The sequence below is a fragment of the Bartonella sp. AP1QHHD genome, assembly GCF_042196265.1.
Taxonomy (GTDB): Bacteria; Pseudomonadota; Alphaproteobacteria; order Rhizobiales; family Rhizobiaceae; genus Bartonella.
Genome location: NZ_JBHIPW010000089.1, coordinates 212,247 through 238,808 on the forward strand (window position 1 = coordinate 212,247; position 26,562 = coordinate 238,808).

Below are 26,562 nucleotides of genomic sequence, written 5' to 3' on the forward strand. Positions count from 1 at the left end.
ACAACTTTCAAAAACATCTACGGTAATGTTTTTGAATAATGAAAACTATGCACTGTCGCACGTTATTTCTTTTGTCCTTTAATAGAGTTACGCTTCTCACGCAAAATAGAACGTCCAAAGTACCCCATAACGTTGTACATTAAATCGTTTTTTAAAAGATAATTTTCTCAATATACATCATATTCATTGACGGTCCACATGAAGTATAGAAAAACCACAGAGCATCATTATAAATCAATGCGTTATCCAATGAATCAAAGAGGATTGGTGTGTTTTATCTTTAATAGAGGAAAGAAGGAGTTATATAAAAAGTATATAAAAACATCACTCAATAGAGCATATTTCTAAAGTTTTAAAAATTGAGAAGAAACTCCCTCGATATTCATGTTATCTTATATAAGATTGCTAAAAAAGAAGATTATTGCATACAAATAAAAAAGCATTTCTTGCGAATTTATTGCAAGCCTAAATGATATACACGCCCATCATATAAATATGATAATACATTGATTTATAATTATAATATATCATTATTCACATTGAGTTAGAACCCTGAATACTGTAAAACTTTCTCACTTCAAATCATTTTCATGTTAAATCAATCCAAATCACTTGCTTACACATCACAAGTGGGTGGGGGGCATGTGGGTAAAGACTGTACAAGAAAGGCATATCTCTTATAAACTTTTTCAAGTGTAAAGGATCGTCGTAATATTGGAGGTTGGCAAAGTGTGTGATGGTGCCAGCTTACTACAGCATATGAGTTATCAAATAAGATGTGAAAGGATCATTTTAGCACCCTTGGATTTAATTTAGCAAACAAAAGCCTCATTTTTTAGGCTATAAAAAGTTGTGTTTTGAGAAGCTTTTTAGGTTTATATTCTTTTGATAGAAGCCGGAGCATAATTGGTCTTTGCGTTTTGTATTATTCTTTGCTAAATCGCATTATATGACAATAGATCGTAATTATATTCGTAATTTTTCCATCGTGGCGCATATTGATCACGGCAAATCCACTTTAGCTGATCGTTTGATTCAAATAACAGGTGGGCTTGATACACGTGAGATGAAAGAACAAGTACTCGATTCCATGGATATTGAGCGTGAACGTGGAATTACTATTAAAGCACAGACGGTACGTTTACACTATAAAGCAAAGAATGGTGAAACCTATATTTTAAATCTTATGGATACACCTGGTCATGTGGATTTTGCTTATGAGGTTTCGCGTTCATTGGCAGCTTGTGAAGGTTCTCTGTTGGTGGTGGATGCAAGCCAAGGCGTAGAGGCGCAGACGTTAGCAAATGTTTATCAAGCCATTGATAATTCCCATGAGTTGGTTGTTGTTCTCAATAAAGTTGATCTTCCAGCAGCAGAACCTGAGCGTGTTAAAGAACAAATTGAAGATGTGATAGGCATTGATACATCTCAAGCAGTAGAAATATCAGCAAAAACAGGTTTGGGAGTTCCTGATGTTCTGGAGGCAATTGTTGCACAATTACCACCTCCACATACAGGCGATGTTGCAAATCCCTTGAAAGCAATGTTGGTTGATAGCTGGTATGACGCATATCTTGGTGTCATTGTTTTGGTACGGGTGATAGATGGTATTTTAAAAAAAGGCCAAACCATTCGTATGATGGGTACAGGAGCAAAATATCCAGTTGAGCGCGTTGGGGTTTTTACACCTAAAATGGTACAGGTTGATGAGTTAGGACCGGGCGAGATTGGTTTTATCACTGCTTCTATCAAAGAGGTAGCAGATACACGGGTTGGGGATACGATTACTGAAGAGCGTCGTCCTTGTGAAAATGCTTTGCCTGGTTTTAAGCCGGCGCAACCTGTTGTCTTTTGTGGACTTTTTCCAATTGATGCTGCCGATTTTGATGATTTGCGTGCAGCCATGGGCAAATTACGCTTAAATGATGCGAGTTTTTCTTTTGAAATGGAAACGTCTGCGGCTTTGGGGTTTGGTTTTCGCTGTGGTTTTTTGGGACTTCTGCATCTTGAAATTATTCAAGAGCGATTAGAGCGTGAGTTTAATTTGGATTTAATTGCGACAGCACCTTCAGTTGTTTATCGCATGAATATGAATGATGGTTCTGTTAAAGAGTTGCACAATCCAGCGGATATGCCTGATGTGGTTAAAATTTCTTCCATAGAAGAACCATGGATTCGAGCGACAATCATGACTCCTGATAATTATCTTGGGTCAATTTTAGAGCTATGCCAAGAGCGGCGTGGGGTACAGGTTGGTTTGTCCTATGTTGGAACCCGTGCTATGGTAACGTATGATTTACCACTGAATGAAGTTGTTTTTGATTTTTATGATCGGCTAAAATCGATTTCAAAGGGTTATGCTTCTTTTGATTATCAAATGACAGATTATGCAGAAGGTGATTTAGTTAAAATGTCTATTTTGGTGAATGGAGAGCCTATTGATGCATTATCGATGCTTGTTCACCGCACGATTGCAGAAAAGCGCGGGCGTTCAATGTGTGAAAAACTGAAAGATCTTATTCCTCAGCATATGTTTCAGATTCCAGTTCAAGCGGCTATTGGTGGTAAAGTTATAGCGCGCGAAACGATTCGTGCTTTGCGTAAAGATGTAACAGCGAAATGTTACGGGGGTGATGTTACACGTAAGCGCAAACTTTTGGAAAAGCAAAAAGAAGGCAAAAAGCGGATGCGCCAATTTGGAAAAGTAGAAATTCCACAATCGGCATTTATTCAAGCGCTCAAAATGAACAAATAATGAAAAAAGGGGTATTTTCTCTCATTGATTGCGCTTTTGCTTTTGTCGATTGGTTCAGGTGTTTAAAGGATACTTTAAATAGAATTGCGCCGTGCTTCATGTTTTTGTGTATTGCGTAATGGTGTCACTTTCTCACGTAAAACAGAATGCTTTAAACAAAATACATTTATGTTGCATATTGGCGTGCTCGTTTTCGTAAATCATCACTCAATACATCAAACTCCATTTCACAACGGGGGCTATGAAAAATATAACGTAAAATACACTGTGAATGATATAAAATCCATTTGGCATTACCGCTTTTACGCGTCAGAAAGGTGCAAAGCGCACCCATCATACTCTTTTTCAGCTCAAAATATTATGACAGCCCTTATCACTTGAGAGAATTCATTAAAAGTATTTCACTCTTTTCTTAAAGTGTTTCTTACCCACACACCAACTGCGTTTGTAACGTGTAAGGAAATGATAGTGATTGATTCACTATGAAAGGATTTGAAATGAGAGAATCCTTGTATTCGAGGTTATTATTCAAGTTAAAAAACGATGAAATATTATTATGCATTAATCTTGTGTCTAAGAACGTAAAAGATCATTAATGGATGTTTTTTCTCGTGTTTTTTGATCAACGCGTTTTACAATAACAGCACAATAAAGGCTAGGTCCTGCTTCACCATTTGGTAAAGGTTTTCCAGGGAGAGAACCTGGTACAACCACTGAATAGGCTGGTACTTCACCAATAAAAATTTCACCTGTTGTACGATCAATAATCTTTGTTGATTTTCCAATAAAGACTCCCATTCCCAAAACAGCACCTTCACGGATAATACAGCCTTCAACAATTTCAGAGCGAGCACCGATAAAGCAATGATCTTCAATGATTGTTGGATTTGCTTGCAGTGGTTCTAAAACACCTCCAATACCAACACCGCCAGAAAGATGGACATGTTTACCAATTTGTGCACAAGAACCAACGGTGGTCCATGTATCAACCATTGTGCCCTCATCGATAAAAGCACCAAGATTGACAAAGGATGGCATCAATATAACATTGGGTGCAATGTAAGCAGAATGACGTACAATGGCTCCAGGAACGGAACGGAAATCAGCACTTTTAAAATCTGCCTCTTGCCAACCAGAGAATTTTGAAGGAACTTTATCCCACCAATGTGTCCCATTGATTCCACCAGTAATAATTTGCATAGGATTAAGCCGAAAAGAGAGCAAAACCGCTTTTTTCAACCATTGATGAACATGCCATTGTCCATTTTTTTGTCGTTCTGCAACACGGATTTCACCTTTATCAAGAAGGTTCAATGCATGTTCAACACTCTCACGTATTTCGCCTTTTGTGGTAGTATCGATGGAATCGCGATCGTCAAAAGCTTGTTCGATAATAATTTCAAGTTGTGTGATATGGGTCATGACGAGAGTTCCGTTAAACAAGTTGAAAGCTTCAAGATTTATTCTCTATGAACTACGCGAAGAAATGTGTTCAGTCAATAAAACGATGAGGAAGTAGGACAGGTGCATGAAAAAAGGCTGTAAAGAAAAAAGAAAAAGGGAGCAAGAAAACTGGACACCACTTCTCCATACGAAGGATGCTCTACAACAGATCCATAAAGTCTCTAATTCAGCACAGGTGCGTTCGTCTACTTATCGTTTAGCCTATATCGATCAAGATTTTATGATGCGTCCAGAGCTGCGCTCACAACGTATTAGTCTTGAATTTTTAAAGCCGGAAATAACCCTTAAAGAATATGATATTCAATCAACAGTTGTTTTGTTTGGTGGTGCGCGTATTCCTGAACCTGGGCAAGCAGCGTGGGCTGCAAAGAATGAAATACAAAAGAAAAATTTGCATGCTATGTCACATTATTACGATGAAGCAAGAGAGTTTGCACGTTTGTGCTCACTTTATTCTGCTACGACACAATATCGTGAATTTGTGGTTGTTACGGGGGGCGGACCAGGAATCATGGAGGCGGGAAATCGTGGTGCTTGTGATGTTGGTGCTCCAACGATTGGCTTGAATATTATTTTACCACATGAGCAAGAGCCTAATTCGTATGTGTCGCCGCATTTATGTTTCAATTTTCATTATTTGGGGATGCGCAAAATGCATTTTTTAGTACGAGCGAAAGCCCTAGCCATTTTCCCTGGAGGATTTGGGACTCTGGATGAACTGTTTGAGACATTAACTTTAGTACAGACGGGGCGTATGAAACAGGTACCAATTTTATTGTTTGGCAAAGAATTTTGGAGCAATACTGTCAATTTTGAGTATCTGTCTGCACAAGGTACAATTTCTCCTACTGATATTAATTTTGTAAAATTTGTTAATACAGCAGCAGAAGCTTTTGAAGAAATTCGTTCTTTTTATAAACTGCTTTAACGACTTTTGAGATGTTCACTCTTGAAGGATCATTAATACTCTACTTTGGTTAAATAAAGTCCTGAGGGGGGGGCAACAACACCACAACGTTTACGATCTTTAGCATGAAGAGCTGTTTCGAGATCTTGAGCTGTCCAACGTCCAATACCCACTTCCATGAGGCTTCCTGCGAATGAACGGATTTGATGATGAAGAAAAGAACGAGCTTGTGCATAAAGGAAAATTTCTTCACCTTCTCTTTGAATATCGAGGCGTTCAAGGGTGCGAATAGGGCTTTTGGCTTGGCAGTGTGCTGAACGGAAAGTTGTAAAATCATGTTGTCCTACAAGCTTTTGCGCTGCTTCATGCATGGCGTCAGCATTAAGAGGCTTTGGCAACCACCACACGCGTTTGGCATTTAAGGCTGGTGGAGAGCGACGATTAAGTATTTTAAAAAGATAATGGCGTTTTATAGCGGAAAATCGTGCATCAAAGTCATCAGGGACATTTTCTACGTTTAGGATTGAAATTACTTCTCCCTGTTTTCGTAAAAGAGCATTGAGCGCATCACGTACAGTATGGGGATGCCAGTTTTTTTCAAAATCAACATGCGCAACTTGTCCCGTAGCATGTACTCCTGCATCCGTTCGTCCTGCTGTTGTTATGGTCAATTGTTGTCCACTAAAGGAAAAGAGTGCTTGTTCAAGAGCTCCTTGTATAGTGTGAAGTTTTGCTTGACGCTGCCAACCAGCATAATTTGAACCATCATATTCAAGAGTGAGTTTAAAACGTGGCATCTTAAAAAACAGCAGAAATATGAGCACCTCGCAAAAATGTTGCGCACTCAAGAATTTTACCGCCAGATCTTTGGAGAGAGGTTATTTCTATCCGTCCTTGCCCACAATGGATAATCAAAGAATCTGGTTCTATCCGTCCAATTTCAAGAGAAGGACCTGTTGTTAAGCGACTATCAAGAATTTTTACACGTTCTTCTCGTCCACCGATATTCATGTTGCACCAGCAACTAGGAGAGGGAGAGAGCGCGCGAATATGCCTATGAATAAACTCTGCAGGTTTTGTCCAATCAATGCGGGTCTCTTCTTTTCTAATTTTGGCCGCATAGGTAATGCCTTCCTCTGATTGTGGGGTCAGTTTAAGTTGTCCTTTTTCAAGAGTTGATAAAGTCTCTACCATAAGTTCTGCGCCAATATGTGAAAGTCTGTTTGAAAGCTCAGCAGTGGTGGTGTTATCAGTAATGGGGATGGAGCGAGAAAGAGCGATAGGCCCCGTATCAAGCCCTTCATCCATTTTCATGATCATGATACCTGTTTCTTTATCACCAGCCATAATTGCTCGTTGAATAGGCGCAGCACCACGCCAACGTGGTAAGAGTGAAGCGTGGGCATTAAAACAACCAAAACGCGGCGTTTCGAGAATAGCTTTAGGTAAAAGGAGTCCATAAGCCACGACAATAGCAGCATCAACAGAAAGTGCTGCAAATTGCTCCTGTTGTTCGGCTGTTTTAAGTGTTTGAGGCGTGAAGACAGGAATGGATTTCTTTTTTGCTACATTGTGAACAGGTGAGGGGATTAATTTAAGCCCTCGACGTCCTGCTGGGCGAGGGGGTTGACTATAAACAGCAACAACATCATGACCTGCATCCAGTAAAGCATGTAAAATAGGAACAGAAAAATCTGGTGTTCCCATAAAACTTAATCGTAAAGCCATTACAAAACTGCTTCCTGCATGTTTTTTTCTTTTGCGCGTTTTTTAAATTTTCGTATCACCATATCGCGTTTGATCTTTGAAATGTAATCAATAAAAAGGCGCCCATCTAAATGATCAATTTCATGCTGCAAGCAAGTTGCTAAGAGATCGTCTGCTTCAATTTCTGTTTGTTTTCCTTCACGGTTCTGATAGCGAACACGAAGGCGTTTAGGACGTTCAACCTCTGCAAAATAATCAGGAATAGAAAGACAACCTTCTTTGTAAATATTACGCTCATCTGAAAGCCATAAAATTTCAGGGTTGATAATAACAAGTGGTTTTTTCTGCTCATCTTCAGAATTTCCAGAGACATCTATAACCAACATACGTAGCGGTATACCAATTTGAATAGCAGCAAGACCAACGCCCTTAGCATTATACATGGTTTCCAACATGTCATCCGCAAGTTTTTGGAGAGCTGAATCGACCTGCTCAACAGGTTTGGACACTTCCCGTAAAATCGGATCAGGTAAAGTAACTAAAGATCTCATTGGCATAAGTAGAGATTAATCAATGGTTTGTTATTGGTCAATATTGAATAACGGATTCTTGCGTTTTTTTACAATAAGAGCGTTATATTACAATTTATGTTTGATTCGTTTTTTTCCATACTCGCTGGTGATTTTTTTTCTAAACTAATGCTTTTGCTTTTATTTATACTTGTCTGTTTGGCATTTTTTATGTTGATACATTCTCATCGAAAAAAAGCATTTTTGGAAAATGAAATTGCTGAACGCGCACGTGAGGCACAAATGCAGATGGCTACTTTGCTGAAAACACAAGCTGAAATGCAAGGACGAATGCAAACGATGGCGGAAATTTTTGGTCAACGGCAAGCTGAATTGAATAAATCACTCAGTGAGCAACTCAATGGGATGACAACAAGCTTAGGCCAAACACTTCAGGTACAGACCAAATCCACTTATGAAAATTTGAATCGTTTGCAAGAACGTTTAGCAGTGATTGATGCAGCACAAAATAATATTCAATCGCTTACGGGACAAGTTGTTCAGTTGCAGTCCATTTTAAGCAATAAGCAGACGCGTGGTACTTTCGGTCAAGGGCGGATGGAAGCAATTATTGCCGATGCCTTACCAACAAACGCTTATGCTTTTCAGGCTGTTCTTTCCAATGGAAAGCGCCCAGATTGTCTCATTCATATGCCCAATAAAGCTCCTTCTCTTGTTGTTGATGCTAAATTTCCTCTGGAAGCTTGGAATGCTATGCGTAAGGCAGAATCAGCGCAAGAGCGTCAAGAGGCAGAACGCCAATTTCGTACCGATATGGAAGTTCATATTCGTGATATTGCACAAAAATATTTGATTCCTGGAGAAACCCATGACACTGCTTTCCTTTTTGTGCCATCTGAATCGATTTTCGCAACAATTTATGAGGACTTTGAGGCATTGGTACAAAAATCCAATAGAGCCCATGTGATTATTGTTTCACCATCTTTGTTGATGCTCTCTGTCCAAGTGGTACAAACCATTATGAAAGATGCGCGGATGCGTGAACAAGCGCATTTAATTCAATCAGAAGTAGCAAAATTGATGGAAGATTTTGGACGAATGGATACGCGTGTTCGCGCACTACAGAAGCACTTTCATAAAGCAGGTGAAGATATAGAGGGAATTTTGATATCGTCCTCCAAAATCATGAAACGGGCAAATCGCATTGAAACTGTCGAATTAAAAGAAAATTACTCTGAACCAACAAAAATGACAACATTGGCTCAGTCGCAAACATTGCGTTTTGCTGATGAGGAATAAAGCAAAGCAAGCTTCTTAAATATTACAAGTTAGATCATGTTCTTTATTGATTGGTAATCATTTTTTAGTATCTCTATCTTGTTTTATTTCTTAAACGAGAGGAATAGGAATATGCGACACCTTTTGTTTTTAGGGGCACTGGTGTTTTTGCTAGAGGGATGTACAACAACCACTCCCATCCACACAAATAATGCTTGTGCTATTTTAGCACAAAAAAATGGTTTTTTTGACAATTGGGGTAAGGTGTCTCAAAGAGCGGAAATGCGCTATGGAATTCCTATGCCTATTATTCTTGCAACCATTAAGATGGAATCGAGCTTTCGTCACAATGCACGTCCTCCACGCAAAAAACTACTTGGTTTTATTCCATGGAAGCGTCGGTCGACAGCTTATGGTTATGCTCAAGCGCTTGATAGTACATGGGCAATGTATCTTCGCTCTACAGGAAAGTCTTTTGCATGGCGTACGAATTTCGCAGATGCTGCTGATTTTGTTGCTTGGTATCATAGCCAAAGTGTTCAACGCAATGGGGTGAGGTTTGATGATGCATATAGCCTTTATTTAAATTATCATATGGGGCATGGTGCTTATGCACGTAGTGGTGGGCATGTCAGTGCTGCGCTTTCACAGACAGCACAGCGCATGGCAAGGATATCGAGGCTCTATGAACAGCAATTAAAAAGATGTGGATGGCATTAGGGAAGATTTTTGAAAATCTCAGTCAGGGAATTGATGGGATAAAATTATTCAAAAGCAAAATTCCGCATAATATGATAAAATAGTGTCGTTTTTCCGATCGTTCAATGAAATAAATTGTTATTTTTTAGAATAAACTCAAGCGACAGAAAGCTTTTGCAATACACAATATATTTGAAGATACTCTCGACATTTTTACTTCCTTTGTTAAAAAAATTTATAATAGAAACCATCTTCTATTTAGTGTTGGCATTTCGCATTGGGCTAAGTACTAGAGGTTATTGAAGAAAAATTTTAAAATATAATATCATTTTTTATTTTCATTATGCGTATTACTGGCTGATTATTATATGAATATTTTCTTTGTTAAGCGTATAAAATAGCAATTAAAACAAATGCAATTCGGGCATCATAAAAAGGGTAAAATATTCAATATAAAAAAACGAGAAATGCATTAAACGAAAAAACGTTGTTTTGTATAAAGAGGGCGCTACAGTCTTCAAAAAAACTAAGTGTATTTAGTATTGTATGAAATAAAACATACTCGTCCATCCAGTTCATCTTAATTGAAAGAAGTTATCTTATTGTATTGTAAAAACACTTCCGTTTATAGGATGATAAGGTATATGCAACTTTACACACAATGAATATTCAGGGTAGGGCATATTCAGAGAAAGATTTGTAACGCCTATGAAGTAACAAGTCAGTCTCCAATGTTGTGATAGCTTTTGCATTTGAGAATATTTATGAGAAGCATTTTTATTCTTTTTCTTAAATGGTTTAAGATGTTGATTTATAAAGATAATATATCGTTATTCATATTAAAGTAAGAATCTCGAATGGCGTAGGGTTTTATCGTTTCAGATTTCTTGAGGCTGAATCAATAAAACCATTGGCTTGCACATAACAAGCACAATGGGTATGTGGATAAAAACTGTGAAAGAAAAGACTAAAAATGTTTTTTTATGAACATACATTCTCAAATGTAAGAATTATCCGTAACATTGGGAATTAGCACATATAATGATGGCACCACTTTGCTCTTACACCTCGACCTTGTTTATGACGTGCAAGGAAAAAATTAATTGATTCAATATATTATTTAAGTGTTAATATACCTTAGTATTGAGCAGGTATACGCTACTCAAGGTGGATAATTTTTAATTGGCAGAACATCTGATCAGGCTAAAAATACTCGAAAAAAGTTCTGATTCGCAATAATTGAGAAGTATATTTTAATATTTTATTCTCTACTCTTTGTTTAAGTACTTCATATCTTTTAAAAATATACCGGTAACCAACATATTATGATATTTGTGGAAATATTGTGGTAAAGGAAATTCAAATTTTGTCCTTTAAGACAAGGCGTAAGTTAAACAGCTCATTTTCTATTTCTGTGCAAAGCATAAAAAAATTATCTACTTTCACGGTTGCGACAGTAAATTTTATAATCCAACAAATGATTAAAAATGTATTATAATATCATTAAAATGCAAGGAACAGGCGCTATTGGAATGATAATTAAATAGCACATAAACCTTTTAAATTGATGCACACATCTTTTATTATAATTGATTCCCTTGATAGAACAGTTGGTCTTTTTGGTGGAGCTAAGCGGGATCGAACCGCTGACCTCTTGCATGCCATGCAAGCGCTCTCCCAGCTGAGCTATAGCCCCTATAAAAACAAATTGTCCCAAAAAGACAGTATACAATTCCAGCTTTTCTAGAACGATCAAAATTGAAGATCAAGAAGAATTTACATTCAATGGAAAAGATGTCCTCTTTTACTTCTTTTAAGCATCGTCATCATTAGAAACACCGCCTCCGAGAATATCAGTAACGTCATCATCTTCATCGTCACCATCATGAGACAAAAATGTATCATCATCATCACCAAGATCTACATCACTATCTTCTAAATCAGGAAGATCGTCATCTTTAGAATCCACATCATCATCTTCAAGAAGCATAAAAGCAGATTTTTCAAGTGCTGTATCAAGCTCTTCAGTATCAACTTCTTCTTCATTATTTGCTTCAGCTGCTGCAACTTCAAAGTAAGAACGCGGATAAGAAATTCCTGTATAGGGCGACACAATAGGATCGCGATTTAGATCGTAAAATTTTTTTCCTGTTTCTGGATCAACACGTTTAGTTCCAAGTTCTTGTTTTGCCATAAACCGTGCCTCTTTGATTAACTATTATTCCATTAAAAGATAAATTTTATGGTGCTTAATCGAAAAATAATACCTTTGTCAAAGATAAATACACTGTTCCACAGTGATTTTTTCATGACGTCTTTTAAAGCATGTGCTAAAGGATGCACAATTTCATAAAAGTTAGATAGAATTAAATAGAATTTCCATGCAAAAAGCAATCCCTATAACCACCTATAAATCGAGTAGTCTCTCTGGAAAAATTCAAATACCAGGAGATAAATCAATCTCTCATCGCTCTCTTATATTGGGAGGATTAGCAAGTGGTGAGACATATATTCATGGATTACTTGAAAGCGCTGATGTACTCAATACAGCTGCTGCTATGCAAGCTATGGGTGCCTGTATTATTAAAAAAGAAGACTTCTGGATCATACGAGGAACAGGGAATGGTTGCCTTTTAGCTGCACAAAAACCTTTAGACTTTGGAAACGCTGGAACAGGTGCTCGTTTGGTTATGGGAATGGTTGGTCCGTATCATATGAAAACAACCTTTATTGGTGATGCTTCTCTCTCTAAACGTCCAATGGGACGTATCCTTGATCCACTGCGTCTCATGGGGGTTGAAATTGAGGCAACGCGCGACGATCACCTTCCTTTAACGCTTTATGGTCCGAAAATGGCTAATCCGATTCGTTATCGTGTTCCAATAGCTTCCTCCCAAATTAAATCAGCAATCCTGCTTGCTGGACTCAATACCGCCGGCACTACAACTGTTATTGAACCAGTTCTGACACGAGATCATACGGAAAAAATGTTAAAAGCATTCGGTGCGCAACTTGAAATAGAAAAAGATAACGAAGGTGCGCGTTTGATTCATCTTAATGGTCAACCCCATCTTACTGGACAAACGATTCATATTCCGGGTGATCCTTCTTCTGCTGCTTTTCCAATTATCGCAGCCCTTCTTATAGAAGACTCTGATATCACCATTGAAAATGTTTTGATAAATAACTCTCGAATAGGACTTATCGAAACATTGTGGGAAATGGGTGCTCAAATTGAATTTTTGAACCGACGTCAAACAGGTGGAGAGGATGTTGCTGATCTACGGATAAAATCATCGGTCCTTAGAGGCGTTACGGTGCCCAAAGAACGTGCTTCATCGATGATAGATGAATATCCTGCTTTGGCAGTAGCAGCAGCCTTTGCAGAAGGCAAAACAGTTATGCTAGGAATTGAAGAATTGCGTGTAAAAGAATCAGATCGATTGTCTGCTGTTGCTCAAGGATTAAAAATTAATTGTGTAGACTGTGAAGAAGGTCAAGATTTTCTTATTGTTTATGGAAAAGGTTCTGCCAAAGGTTTGGGGGGTGGGTATGTTGCCACACATCTTGATCATCGAATTGCTATGTGTTTTCTCATTTTTGGGCTTGTATCAGAAAAACCTGTTACCATTGATGATAAACGAATGATCGCTACGAGCTTTCCAGAATTTATTCCTTTTATAAAACAACTTGGGGGAAAAATCGCGTGAAGCCTTTTGTTATCGCCATTGATGGACCTGCTGCCTCAGGCAAAGGAACCTTAGCACGCAAAATTGCTGCACATTATCGCCTTCGTCATCTCGATACTGGTCTTACTTATCGTAGTGTTGCTCATACGCTTTTACAGCAAAATTTAGCTCTTAATGATGAAAAAAATGCTATTATTTATGCTAAAGGACTTGATTTTAACACCTTAAATCCTGCTCTTCTTTCTTCTCATGAACTTGGTGAAGCGGCTTCAAAAATAGCAATTAACCCTGCTGTACGCAAAATTCTTGTCGAAAAACAACGCAACTTTGCTAAAGTTTTGCCCGGCTGTGTGCTTGATGGGCGTGATATCGGAACGATTGTTTGTCCTGATGCCGATATCAAGTTTTATATTCTAGCCAATGTTCAAACACGCGCCAAACGCCGCTACCAAGAGATTTTAAAAAAAGGTGTTCAAGCAAATTATCATGAAATCCTAGCTCAACTTGAACAGCGCGACAGTCGCGATATAACGCGCAAACAAAGTCCACTAAAACCAGCAAAAAACGCCCACTTGCTTGATACGTCAGAATTGAGTATAGAAGCAACATTTGAAATTGCATGCAGCTTTATTGATCCAATCATAAAAATGCATATAATTGGATAAATTCGTTAAGGTAACTTCCAGCCTAGCGCTAACTTTTTTTCCTTTATTCAAGGAAAAAGGCTAGGGAGTTATTTATGTTAACACTAACCTAGCGCTCATACCTTATAATACAAGGTATATATTAGGAGTTCCTATGTCACAATACAATCCCACAACAGCGGATTTTGAAGCCCTTTTAACAGAATCTTTTCAAACTAATGATCTTAATGAAGGATCTGTTGTTAAAGGTCGTGTTATTGCAATCGAAAAAGACATGGCCATTATTGATGCTGGTCTTAAAGTCGAAGGACGTATTCCTCTCAAAGAATTTGGAGCTAAAGCAAAAGATGGTTCTTTGCAAGTTGGCGATGAAGTTGAGGTTTACATTGAACGCATTGAAAATGCGATGGGTGAAGCTGTTTTATCGCGTGAAAAAGCACGGCGCGAAGAAAGTTGGGTCCGTTTGGAGGAAAAATTCAATGCTGGTGCACGTGTTGATGGAGTGATCTTTAGCCAAGTAAAAGGTGGTTTTACAGTCGATCTTGATGGTGCAGTTGCTTTCTTGCCTCGCAGCCAAGTTGATATTCGTCCCATTCGTGATGTTTCACCTCTCATGCATAATTCACAGTCCTTTGAAATTTTGAAGATGGATCGTCGTCGTGGCAATATTGTGGTCTCACGCCGCACTGTTTTAGAAGAAAGTCGCGCTGAGCAACGTTCAGAAATCGTACAAAATCTTGAGGAAAACCAAATCGTTGAAGGTGTGGTGAAAAATATTACAGATTATGGTGCCTTTGTTGATCTTGGTGGGATTGATGGTCTCTTGCACGTTACAGATATGGCATGGCGGCGTGTTAATCACCCATCTGAAGTGCTCACAATTGGCCAAACGATTAAAGTGCAGATTATTCGCATTAATCAAGATACGCACCGTATTTCTCTTGGAATGAAACAGCTTGAAAGTGATCCTTGGGAAAGCATCAGTGTCCGGTATCCGATTGGTAAAAAAATTACGGGTGCTGTTACCAACATTACTGATTACGGTGGTTTTGTTGAAATTGAACCAGGAATTGAAGGGCTGATCCATGTTTCTGAAATGAGCTGGACAAAGAAAAATGTTCATCCTGGAAAAATTCTGTCTACATCACAAGAAGTAGAAGTGGTTGTTCTTGAGATTGATCCTTCTAAACGGCGTATTTCTCTTGGCTTAAAGCAAACATTTGAAAATCCATGGGAAGCTTTTGCCAATAAATTTCCTGTCAATTCGCAAATTGAAGGAGAGGTCAAAAATAAAACAGAATTTGGTCTGTTTATTGGGCTTGAAGGCGATGTTGACGGTATGGTTCATTTGTCTGATCTTGATTGGAACCGTCCTGGTGAACAAGTTATTGATACTTACAATAAAGGAGATATCGTTAAAGCTGTGGTCCTTGATGTTGATATTGAAAAAGAGCGCATTTCTCTTGGAATTAAGCAGCTTTCCAGTGATAAAGTTGGAGAAGCAGCTGCTTCTGGCGAATTGCGAAAAGGTGCAGTTGTAACATGCGAAGTGATTGCTGTTAACGACAATGACATTGGTGTGAAATTGATTGACCACAACCTTGAGACAACCATTCGGCGTGCTGATCTTGCGCGTGATCGTGATGAGCAACGTCCTGAGCGTTTCGCAATTGGGCAAAAGGTTGATGCTCGCATCACAGCATTTGATAAAAAAACACGTAAAATTTCAGTATCGATTAAAGCTTTAGAAATTGCAGAAGAAAAAGAAGCTGTTGCACAATATGGTTCTACAGATTCAGGTGCTTCTCTTGGTGATATTTTGGGTGCAGCTTTGAAAAAACAAGAACAAGATTAATCATCAATCATTAAAGTTGGTTTTATTATTAAGGTCACTCATTAGGAGTGACCTTTTTATTTTCTAAAAAAATTGTCTGCTTATTTTTAAATTATTTAAACAAAAATTATAAATGCTTGCAAATAAAAACAAAAAGTTTGTTTTTTGTCTAACAACGGTTCACTATTCAGATAAAATGCTTAAAATTTAAATAAAAAACGATGTAATTGAATAACAATGGGACACTATGACGTGCATAATACCTTTCATAAAGTGCTTTTTTTCTCAAAAAGAGAAAAAAGATCATTTTATTAATACGGATTTTCCTCTTCGTGCAATTTATAAGGTACAGGAAGATCTTTATAACTTAGGGCATGATATAGCTTCTGGTAAAGAAATTTTACTCCCTGAATATGAAGGAGTAGGAGATTTTCGCAAGAGATTGAATGAAAATGCTAAACTTATTCTTCATGCCTTTCATACCAGTGATTTTGCTGCTCGAAATGATGAAACCATCGCACCATCTGCTCAATGGCTCATTGATAATCATTACACCATTGATAAAACCATACAAAAGCTACGTTGTAATCTACCCAAGTCCTTCATAAAGCAACTTCCTCTTTCTACACACAAAGCCGGAATACCACGAATTTTTGCTTTAACTTGGCTTTATATTGCGCATACCGATAGCAGCTTTTCACAAGAAACACTCACTGCTATGACCAACGGATTTCAAGAAGTTTGTGCGCTCACAATTGGTGAATTGTGGGCTCTTCCTTCAGTTATGCAAATGCTGCTCATTGAAAATGTCCGTCGTCTTTCAGTACGTATCGAAAAAGCGCGACATATGCGCTATCTTGCTAGTCAAGTGGCAGATAAAATTTCTCTTGTAAAAAATAAAACAAATCTACACTCTCTTTTTACGCAGTATAAATCATTTATTGTTGATCCAACTTTTTCAGCACATTTATTCTATCGCCTGCGCAGTGCATCTGTCGATTCAACCGTAGCATTAACTTGGCTTGAAAAGCAATTGAAAAGCCAAGGCAGTAGCTTAGAGATTGCAACAGCCGATGAACATACCCGACAAGCAGCAGATGGTGTGACCATGGGTAATATTATCCGTGCTCTTAAAGCTATAGATGATGTTGATTGGACAGCATGGTTTGAAACAGTGAGTTGTGTCGATTCTATTTTGCGTAAAAATAGTGATTTTTCTGAAATTGATGCTCACTCACGCAATATTTATCGACAAGTCATTGAAAAAGTTTCTCGCTTTTCGCCTCTTAGTGAACTGGAAGTTGCACATAAAGTTGTAGAAATGGCAAATTCCACTTCTAAAGATATGCCTTATCATTCTTGTGTGGGGTGGTACCTTGTTGATGATGGTTGTGGTATATTTGAAAAGGCTTGTGGATATATTCCGCCCTTTCTCATAAAATGGACACGCGCTTCCTGTTGCTCAAAATTGAGAGTCATCGCCATTCCTGTCTCTTTTCTGACGCTTGCTCTTTTGCTTGTAATTTACGCCCTTTTACAGCTATCTGGCATGACACAATGGATGTCTTTTTGCTTTACTGTATTGGCGCTTTTTCCTGCTATCGATGCTGCTTTTGCTTTATTTAATACTGTTGTTTCGTGGTTTGTCCCATCAAAACAACTCATTGGTTATGAATATAAAGAAGGTATTCCAAAACATGCACGGACAATGGTTGTTGTACCTACTTTGATGACATCACGCGATGATATTGATGAACAAGTGCGCAATCTTGAAGTGCACTATCTTTCCAATCCTAAAGGTGCCATTCATTTCGCACTCATTACAGATTGGGTGGATGCTCCATTGAGAGAAACGCAAGATGATCTTGATTTATTGCACTATGCGCAAAAGAATATTGATAAACTCAATAATCGTTATCATCGTGATGAACTTCCGCTTTTTTTCCTTTTACATCGCCGACGCCTTTATAATACAAGCGAAAAATGTTGGATGGGATGGGAACGAAAGCGAGGAAAACTTCATGAACTTAATCGACTCTTAAGAGGCGATAAAAATACAAGCTTTTATCCTCCCAATCCACATCTTCCTATGGATTGCCGTTTTGTTATGACACTGGATTGTGATACACGTCTTACTCCAGAGAGCGTCGCGAAACTTGTTGGAAAGCTTAACCATCCACTCAATCATCCCGTTTTTGATCTACAAAGTGGAAAGGTTGTAAAGGGCTATAGCATTTTACAACCACGCATTATTCCTTCTCTTACAACAGGAAAAAAAACATCAATTCTCCAACGGGTTTTTTCTATAAACCGTGGCATTGATCCTTATGTTTTTGCTGTTTCTGATACTTATCAAGATCTTTTAGGAGAAGGCACCTTTATCGGTAAAGGTCTTTATAATATTGATGCATTTGAACAAGCGCTTGATGGCAAAATTAAAGAAAATACTACTCTTAGTCATGATCTCTTAGAAGGAGGTTATGCTCGTACTGCTCTGGTAAGTAGCATAGAAGTCATTGAAGACTATCCAACCGCTTACAATATTGATGTTATGCGTTATCATCGTTGGGTCCGCGGTGATTGGCAGCTTTTGCCTTATCTTTTTTCCCACCGTCAAATAAGTTCCGTGACGCGTTGGAAAATGCAGGATAATTTACGTCGTTCTCTCACTCCACTTATGTGGTTAATCGCAGCATTTGCAGGATGGGCTTTTTTGTCTTTAAAGAGTGCAATCGTCTGGCAACTATTCTTGTTGTTTAGCTCCTTCATTTCACCCATTCTATGTGTATTAAAAACGCTTGTCTCATCCAATATAGATCATTCTTTGCGTGGACATTTTCAATTAATTTGGAACAAAATTGCTCTTACAAGCGCTGATATATTTCTTAAAACGACGTTTCTTGCTCATTCGGCATATTTTATGACCGATGCGATTATTCGTACACTCTATCGTATGACGATTTCAAAACAGCATCTTCTTGAATGGAAAACTTCTGCCGCAACAAAATCAATGCCCAATAGTTTGCGTGTCTATGTTTTTACAATGGCACCAGCATCGCTTATTGGTATTCTTACTATAGCACTCCCTCTTTTTTCTGATAGTTTTGCAAGCTTGGTTGCTTTGCCTTTTGGGATAGCATGGTTTTTTTCACCCTTTATTGCTTGGATTGTGAGTCAACCTTCAACCTTTCAAGATAGCCTTGATCTTTCTTCAAAAGATGAAAAAAAACTTCGCTCTATTGCACGGCGGACATGGCTTTATTATACAACCTTTGTCAATGCACAAAACAACCATCTTCCTCCCGATAATTTTCAAGAAGATCCTGAACCTCTTGTTGCTCAACGTACATCGCCTACGAATATTGGCGTTTATCTCCTTTCTATTATTGCAGCACGTGATTTTGGCTGGATTGGTTTTGAAGAGACCATCACCCGTATTGAATGTACATTACGCTCTCTTACAAAAATGGAAAAGTTTCGTGGTCATCTCTATAATTGGTATGAAACGGAGACACTCAGGCCTCTTTTGCCTACTTATGTATCAACCGTTGATTCAGGAAATCTTGCCGGTCATTTGGTAACACTCTCTTCTGCTTTAAGTGAATGGGCTGAAAAACCGCCTCTTTTTTTCCAAAGTGATCGAGAAGGCTTATCGGATGTTCTTGCTATTCTTGAAGAAACTGTCAGAGAAATTCCAGATCATCAACCCAGTTTACGCTCTTTACGCCAAAAAATCGAAGAAAACATCACTCGTTTTCATGACTCTGTCTTCACTTTTTTAGAACAAGAAAATACGGTCCCTTCTCACATCATAGATCTTTCACTTGCAGCCCACGATATTGTGCACTTAGTCGGTGAACTTGACCACAAAATTCAAACGATAGAATCTGCTCGTGCGCTTTCTTGGGCTAAATGCCTTATCGACACCTGTAACGCTCATCATCATGATGCGACTGCTCATTGTGATACTGAAAAATTACGTAAAAACCTAAACAGGCTGGCTATAATGGCACGGCAAATAGCCTTTGATATGAAATTTGACTTTTTAGAACAGCCTAAACGGCATCTCTTATCCATTGGATATCGTGTTCAAGCAAACAAACTCGATGAAAATTGTTATGACCTACTTGCTTCAGAAGCACGTCTTGCAAGCTTTTTTGCCATCGCAAAAGGAGATATAAAACTTAAACATTGGTTTCGTCTTGGTCGACTTCTCGTACCCATAGGTGGGAAAGGTGCACTCCTATCATGGTCTGGATCAATGTTCGAATATCTTATGCCATCTCTCGTAATGCATGAACCTTTAGGGTCTCTCTTAGATCAAACAAATCGATTGATTATTCGTTGTCAAATACAATATGCCCATAAACGGGAATTGCCATGGGGTATTTCAGAAGCCGCATTTAATGCTCGCGATCATTTAATGAATTACCAATACGCTCATTTTGGTGTTCCAAACCTCGGACTCCAACGTGGTCTTTCACGCAATGCTGTCATTGCTCCCTATGCCAGCCTTCTAGCGGCACAATATGCTCCTGCTTGCGCTGTCGCTAATTTAAAACGACTCCGTGATCTTGGAGCTTTAGGAACATATGGTTATTATGACTCTGTTGATTTTACTCCAACACGCGTGAAAACAGGAGAAAAATACGCCATTGTACGCAATTATTATGCGCACCATCATGGCATGTCTATTCTTGCTCTTAACAATGTTATTTTTCAAGGGCGAATGCGTGATCGTTTTCACCGTGATCCCGTTATTGAAGCAACACAATTGCTCTTACAGGAAAGAGCGCCTCATCTCATTCCTATTATTCATACCAAAGCTGTTAATCGTATGCGCAATAAGTCTCAAGCATTTGACGCAGCCCCTTTGCGCATTATTACAAACCCGTTACTCAAACCACGAGCAACTTTACTTTTGTCTAATGGCTTTTATTCTACCATGTTAACAGCGAATGGTTCTGGTTACAGCCGTTGGCACGATTATGCGATTACGCGCTTTATTCCTGATGCAACAGAAGATCAACAAGGTACTTTATTCTTCTTACGTGATACGCATAGTGGACGGTGGTGGTCTGTTACTGGTGAGCCAACACGTGTTATTGAAGAAGAAGCTGTCAGCATTTTTACAGATGAAAAGGCTGAATATACAAAAATGGTTGATGGTATTAAATCAACACTTGAATGTCTTATTACATCTGAAGGATGTGGCGAAGGGAGACGTATTCAATTGATGAATACGACAAATAAAGACCGACTCATTGAAGTGACTTCTTATGGTGAATTAGCGCTTGCAACGATGGATACAGACCAAGTTCATCCTGTTTTTTCCCGTATGTTTATAGAGACAGAAATTACTGAAGAAGGTAAAACAATTTTTGCCAAAAGGCGCAAACGCTCGCCTAGTGATCCTGAAATCTATGTTGCCCATTTTGTTTCTAGTACAACAGATATTCTCCAAGAGACAGAAGCTGAAACAGATCGCTCTCTGTTTATTGGTCGGGGGCGATCCATTCATCGGCCCACTGCATTTGACCAAAATGCTCGTTTCAGTAATAGTCAAGGTTGTGTTCTTGACCCTGTTATGTCATTGCGATGCCGTATAAAAATTTCAGCCCATGAAAAAGCAGAACTTATTTTTTGGACTTTTGCTGCTCATACAAAAGAAGCGCTAAATAATCATATTAAACATTATCGACAACCTGATATGTTTCAAAAAGAACTTTCAATGGCATGGACGCGCTCACAAGTCGCACTGTATCAGAGCGGAACCCAGCTTAAAGAAGCTATTATCTATCAAAAATATGCAACACCGCTTATTTATCCAGAAAGAACGTGGCGTCTTCCTTCTGAAATATTAGCAAAAACGATAGGAAAACAGTCTAATCTTTGGCCTATGTCTATCTCAGGAGACAATCCACTCTGTCTTCTTAGATTAAATAACGAGGGAAATATAACTGTACTGCGCGAGCTCCTTAAAGCACATGAATATTGGCGTATGCGCGGACTCATTGTTGATTTGGTCATTCTTAATGAACAAACATTTTCCTACATACAAAATACACAACGCGCTCTTGAGTGGGTCTGTGAATCTTATTATCACCACACGCAAAAAGCAGATGAACGCCAACATATTTTCATGCTTCGACGCGATCAAATGAGTGAAAATAGTTTTAAAACGCTTCTTGCATCAGCGCGTATCGTTCTTGATGCCCAAAATGGCTCTTTATCTGAACAACTTAAACGACTTGATGAGAATGATTTTAATCTCACAGTTCGTAAAAATTATCAAGAATCTTATGATCAATTAGACTTGCCAAGATATAACGAAGGACAGCAATTTACAACACAAACTGAACAAAATCTTTTTTCTTCCATTGGTCTTATTAGCCAACAAAAACCATCCTCTTTTCTCCCAAATGGAGAAGATCTAAGATATTGGAATGGTTACGGTGGTTTTAATCAGCACAATCATTATGTAATACGTCTTCATGGACGTACCACTACACCGCATCCGTGGATTAATGTCATTGCTAATCACAGATTTGGTTTTCATGTCTCTGCTGAAGGTGCAATTTTTACTTGGGCTAACAATAGCCGCGATTATCAACTAACTCCTTGGGCGAATGATCCAACGTCTAACCGACCAGGAGAAGCTCTTTATCTGGTTGATCGCCAGTCTTTAAAACGTTTCTCACCCGTTTCTACTGTTGAATGTGACGAAAATATTGTCTATGAGGCTTGTCATGGGTTTGGATTCTCAACTTTTAAATCAACACATTCAGAAATCGCATTAGAACTGACTCATACACTTGATCCCGAAAAACCTATTCGCTTTTCACGTCTTATCCTTACGAATGAAGGGAAAAAACCACGCAGTTTACGCCTTTATAATTATGTTGAATGGGTTTTGGGAAATGTCCGTACAAAATATGCCCCCTTTATTGTTTCCTCTTATGAGGACAGATGGGGTGCACATTTTATTCAAAATCCCTATCACATCGAGAAATCTCAACAAGTTACATTTTTATCAGCATCCGAAATGCCAACCAGCACTACGACCAATCGCGCTGAATTTATTGGTGCAACGGGAACCGTAACACGTCCAAATGCGATCCGTAAAGCCGGTGCTCTTTCGAATACCATTGAAGCAGGATGTGATCCTTGTTCAGCATTCGCTTATGATATTGATCTTCAACCAGGGCAAACAAAAGAAATCATATTCTATCTTGGTAGTGCTGAAAATAGGCAAGAAGCTGAAAAATTACTCAATCAAGTACGTGCAAGTGATTTTGAAATTCAGCTCACAAAACAAAAACAGCAATGGAGTGATTTTGTTTCTCCTTTCCAAGTCAAAACACCTGATGCTTCTTTTAATCTTATGGTCAACCATTGGCTTCCTTATCAAATCTACGCATGCCGCATCATGGCACGCGCAGGCTTTTACCAAGCGAGTGGTGCATTTGGTTTTCGTGACCAGTTACAAGATAGCTTGTCTTTGTTATTGCTGGAACCACAATTAGCACGTGAACAATTGTTAAATGCAGCAGCGCACCAATTTCTTGAAGGTGATGTGCAACATTGGTGGTTGCCTGACACAAATGCTGGTGTTCGTACATACATTTCTGATGATATCGTTTGGCTTGCATATGCAACAGCTCTTTATGTCACTACCACTGGTGATGACGCTTTTCTTGATACGCTCATTCCTTTTATTGAAGGTGATGTTCTCAAAAGTGGGCAACAGGATGCTTATTTTCAACCCACCCAATCCTCAAAGGTTGCAACAGTTTATGAACATTGTGCTTTAGCTTTAGACCTTGCCATTAAACGCTGCGGACCACATGGTCTCCCTCTTATTTTAGGTGGGGATTGGAATGATGGTATGAATTTGGTTGGTGTGGAAGGAAAAGGCGAAAGCATTTGGTTAGGATGGTTTCTTGGGTACACATTACAAGCATTTATCTCTTTAGCCCAAAAACGTGGTGATAATAGCCATATGCAAATATGGAGTACATACCTTGAACATTTAACAAAATCCCTAGAGAAAAACGGTTGGGATGGTGCTTGGTATCGACGTGGTTATTTTGATGATGGAACACCTCTTGGCTCTAAAATCAATGATGAATGTCAAATTGATACCATTGCTCAATCTTGGGCTGTCATTTCTCAAATGGCATCGCCTGAACGTCAAAAACAAGCGATGAAATCAATGTTGGAACAGCTCTATGATAAAAAAGGCGGACTCATTCGCCTTTTTTGGCCGCCTTTTGATAAAAGTACGCTCGAGCCTGGTTATATAAAAGGTTATCCTCCAGGAATTCGAGAAAATGGTGGTCAATACACGCATGGTGCCATTTGGAGTATTTTTGCGTTGGCTGAAATGGAACAAAACGATAAAGCTTATGCTTTATTTTCTATGATAAACCCAATTACCCATGGACAAGATCCTGAAATTTATCGTGTTGAACCTTATGTGATGGCCGCAGATATTTATGCTGTTGAACCACGATGTGGTCAAGGCGGTTGGACTTGGTATACAGGTTCAGCCGGTTGGTTTTATCGCGCCGCAACACAAGCTATTCTTGGAATACAGCGTCAGGGAGACCTATTGTTTTTGCAGCCACATTTACCCTCTATTTGGCCAAAATATGAAGCAACAATGAAGTTTTATGATGCCGTTTATCGCATTAAAGTAAAATGGGGACCTAAAAATATGCTCTATGTTAATAGCAAAGAATATACCGAAGTTCATATAGGGATAAAGTTACAAAAAACAGGTCAGCATGAAATTATGCGTATTGTCAAATCTTAAAGATGAAAAAAGAGAGCAGGCTTTTTATTCTTGCCCAAAACTGTAGAGTTGTTATATTGCACCGTCTATATTAGCCGTGTTGGTGCATAATATTTTAGATTTTATGAAAATGAAAGAAAAAGGTTATGAATCATCCGGATATTGCTAGACGTGTTTACAATCACACTTGGAAGCTTGATCCCATTATTCGGTCACTTCTTGATACGGATTTTTATAAGCTTCTTATGGTGCAGATGATTTGGGGGTTATACCCTAATGTTAATGTTACTTTTTCCCTCATAAATCGCTCTAAAACAATACGTCTTGCCGATGATATTGATGAGAGTGAATTACGTGCTCAACTTGATCATGCTCTTAGTTTGCGCTTTACAAAAAAAGAAATGATCTGGCTTGCTGGTAATACATTTTATGGACGCAAACAAATTTTTGAACCGGATTTTCTTCAGTGGCTTGAGAATTTTCAACTCCCAGAATATGAACTCACCCGCAAAGATGGCCAATATATCCTTCATTTTCATGGACCCTGGGCCCATAGTTCCATGTGGGAAATTCCTGCCCTTGCTATTATTAGTGAATTACGTTCACGTGCTGCTCTCAAAAAACTAGATCGTTTTGCTCTTGATGTACTTTATGCGCGTGCTAAAGCAAAAATGTGGAGTAAAGTTGAACGTCTCAAAAAATTGCCTGATATTAAAATATCTGACTTTGGGACAAGGCGCCGCCATTCTTTTTTATGGCAGCGCTGGTGTGTGGAAGCATTAAAAGAAGGCATTGGTCATTCTTTTACTGGAACTTCTAATGTTCTTCTTGCCATGGATACGGATTTAGAAGCTCTTGGAACCAATGCACACGAATTGCCTATGGTTATTGCGGCTCTCAGCAACAACGATGATGAATTACGCAGAGCTCCGTATCAAGTCTTGCAAGATTGGAATCGTTATTATGGTGGAAATCTTCTCATTGTTTTACCTGATACCTTTGGTACAGAAGAATTTTTACGCAATGCACCAGATTGGGTTGCTGATTGGACGGGTTTCAGACCCGATAGTGCGCCCCCTATTGAAGGTGGCGAACGTATTATTCAATGGTGGAAAGAAAAAGGAAAAGATCCACGCAAAAAACTTTTAATTTTTTCTGATGCTCTTGATGTCAATACAATTGAAAAAACCTATCATCATTTCCATGGTAGAGTGCGCATGAGTTTTGGATGGGGCACGGATCTTACCAATGATTTTACAGGCTGTGCACCTCAGGAAATCAAAACTCTTGATGCTCTTTCCCTTGTTTGTAAGGTGACCTATGCCAATGGTCGACCAGCTGTAAAACTTTCAGATAATCCTGAAAAAACGATTGGTGATTCAAAAGAAGTACAACGTTATCTCAATTTTTTTGGTAATAAAAAGCGAATTGCTAGACCTATAAAGACATAGTTTCCGGTTCTTTAAAACAAGTATATTGACTCATCATATTGTTTATAAGATTGATTTTTGTTCTACCCTAAGGATGAGGATTCTTAACCTTTGCTGGTCTGTAAACAGTTCGGCTGTTTTTGAGCAGATTCTACTTGGCCTACCACGCATACGCTTCACTTACATAAGGCGCCGATAGATAAGACTTAAAAGTATTTACGACGCATTAAAAAAACACTTAACGTGCCAAGGAAGTTTAGCCAAGGAGATTTTCTCATTTTAACCCTGTTAAATCAAGCACACTCATCTCCTTGCATGTATGAAGGTTTTCAAGTTCTAAGGGTTATTGTTGTAGTTTGACAGTAGGTTTTATACTAAGTAGGAAGAGGTTGGATTAAGTAGGAATACGTGGTAATTTGTTGTTTTTATGTACAATTTTGACCATTAAATGCGCGTTTTATCAAAATAGATTTTGACACCTAAAATTGCAAAAATTACCGAAAATCAGAAAAAAGTGCGTTTCCATAAGTAAAAATGAGAAAAGGCTTTCAAAACCCTTTGAGAACATCTTTAAACTCTTTGAAAAAAATAAATTGGTACAAAATTTAGTGTCAAAATATACAAAACCAGATGACAAGCTATAATTGTAGCATTAGGAATTACTAAGGCAACATTGGAGGATGACAAATAGCATGGTGACTGTCGGTGTGTATTTTGCAAGGCAAGGATGATGGTGCTCAAATAGATTTTATACATGTTACAGGAGATTTTACTTTATCCATGTATAGTCTGCTATTATGAAATGAGTAAAGCGTTGAGAAATGTTTC

General features: G+C 38.5%; 14 protein-coding genes and 1 tRNA gene. 9 read left to right on the forward strand and 6 right to left on the reverse strand.

What is annotated here, in order from left to right; all coding sequences use genetic code 11:
* The first annotated feature begins 949 nt into the window (after positions 1–949).
* Complete coding sequence (lepA, locus tag ACFIME_RS08290) at positions 950–2,755, forward strand: translation elongation factor 4 (RefSeq protein WP_375611467.1); 1,806 nt, start codon at positions 950–952, stop codon at positions 2,753–2,755.
* 573 nt (positions 2,756–3,328) lie between these two features.
* Here lepA and dapD read toward each other — a convergent pair.
* The gene (dapD, locus tag ACFIME_RS08295) at positions 3,329–4,177 is read right to left on the reverse strand and encodes a 2,3,4,5-tetrahydropyridine-2,6-dicarboxylate N-succinyltransferase (protein ID WP_375654759.1); all 849 of its coding nucleotides are present in this window, start codon (positions 4,175–4,177) and stop codon (positions 3,329–3,331) included.
* A 106-nt stretch (positions 4,178–4,283) separates the two neighbouring features.
* On the opposite strand from dapD, the gene ACFIME_RS08300 reads away from it, so the two are divergent.
* A complete protein-coding gene (locus ACFIME_RS08300; protein WP_375654757.1) occupies positions 4,284–5,147 on the forward strand; it encodes an LOG family protein in 864 nt (287 codons plus the stop codon).
* A 32-nt stretch (positions 5,148–5,179) separates the two neighbouring features.
* On the opposite strand, the gene truA is transcribed toward ACFIME_RS08300, so the two are convergent.
* Genes truA through def form a run of 3 tightly spaced genes read right to left on the reverse strand, consistent with a single transcriptional unit; the run spans position 5,180 to position 7,390 of the window.
* Positions 5,180–5,923, reverse strand: coding sequence for a tRNA pseudouridine(38-40) synthase TruA (gene truA / locus ACFIME_RS08305; RefSeq protein WP_375661978.1), 744 nt, complete (start codon positions 5,921–5,923; stop codon positions 5,180–5,182).
* Between the two features lies 1 nt (position 5,924).
* Positions 5,925–6,854, reverse strand: coding sequence for a methionyl-tRNA formyltransferase (fmt, locus tag ACFIME_RS08310; RefSeq protein ID WP_375633681.1), 930 nt, complete (start codon positions 6,852–6,854; stop codon positions 5,925–5,927).
* Positions 6,854–7,390 carry a peptide deformylase gene (def, locus tag ACFIME_RS08315; RefSeq protein WP_375620854.1) on the reverse strand — a complete coding sequence of 179 codons (537 nt, stop codon included), beginning with the start codon at positions 7,388–7,390 and terminating at the stop codon, positions 6,854–6,856. The genes fmt and def overlap by 1 nt, the downstream gene beginning before the upstream one ends.
* 90 nt (positions 7,391–7,480) lie before the next feature.
* Here def and ACFIME_RS08320 point away from each other — a divergent pair, with 90 nt between their 5' ends.
* Positions 7,481–8,662, forward strand: a complete 1,182-nt coding sequence (locus ACFIME_RS08320; protein WP_375612812.1) for a DNA recombination protein RmuC — start codon at positions 7,481–7,483, stop codon at positions 8,660–8,662.
* A gap of 111 nt (positions 8,663–8,773) precedes the next feature.
* Positions 8,774–9,361 (forward strand): hypothetical protein, encoded by a 588-nt coding sequence (locus tag ACFIME_RS08325; RefSeq protein ID WP_375661977.1) that lies wholly within the window; start codon positions 8,774–8,776, stop codon positions 9,359–9,361.
* 1,599 nt (positions 9,362–10,960) lie between these two features.
* On the opposite strand, the gene ACFIME_RS08330 is transcribed toward ACFIME_RS08325, so the two are convergent.
* Positions 10,961–11,036, reverse strand: a tRNA-Ala gene (locus ACFIME_RS08330).
* 117 nt (positions 11,037–11,153) lie between these two features.
* A complete protein-coding gene (locus ACFIME_RS08335; RefSeq protein ID WP_375611400.1) occupies positions 11,154–11,534 on the reverse strand; it encodes a TIGR02300 family protein in 381 nt (126 codons plus the stop codon).
* A 187-nt stretch (positions 11,535–11,721) separates the two neighbouring features.
* Here ACFIME_RS08335 and aroA point away from each other — a divergent pair, with 187 nt between their 5' ends.
* From aroA to pncB, 5 genes are all read left to right on the forward strand, one after another.
* The gene (gene aroA / locus ACFIME_RS08340; RefSeq protein ID WP_375633682.1) at positions 11,722–13,050 is read left to right on the forward strand and encodes a 3-phosphoshikimate 1-carboxyvinyltransferase; all 1,329 of its coding nucleotides are present in this window, start codon (positions 11,722–11,724) and stop codon (positions 13,048–13,050) included.
* A complete protein-coding gene (gene cmk / locus ACFIME_RS08345; RefSeq protein ID WP_375661976.1) occupies positions 13,047–13,694 on the forward strand; it encodes a (d)CMP kinase in 648 nt (215 codons plus the stop codon). Before aroA ends, cmk begins: the two co-directional genes overlap by 4 nt.
* 133 nt (positions 13,695–13,827) lie before the next feature.
* A complete protein-coding gene (gene rpsA, locus ACFIME_RS08350; RefSeq protein ID WP_026500132.1) occupies positions 13,828–15,528 on the forward strand; it encodes a 30S ribosomal protein S1 in 1,701 nt (566 codons plus the stop codon).
* Positions 15,529–15,754: 226 nt separating this feature from the next.
* Complete coding sequence (locus ACFIME_RS08355) at positions 15,755–24,325, forward strand: GH36-type glycosyl hydrolase domain-containing protein (RefSeq protein ID WP_375684786.1); 8,571 nt, start codon at positions 15,755–15,757, stop codon at positions 24,323–24,325.
* 125 nt (positions 24,326–24,450) lie between these two features.
* Complete coding sequence (gene pncB / locus ACFIME_RS08360; protein ID WP_375636355.1) at positions 24,451–25,755, forward strand: nicotinate phosphoribosyltransferase; 1,305 nt, start codon at positions 24,451–24,453, stop codon at positions 25,753–25,755.
* Positions 25,756–26,562 lie beyond the last annotated feature (807 nt).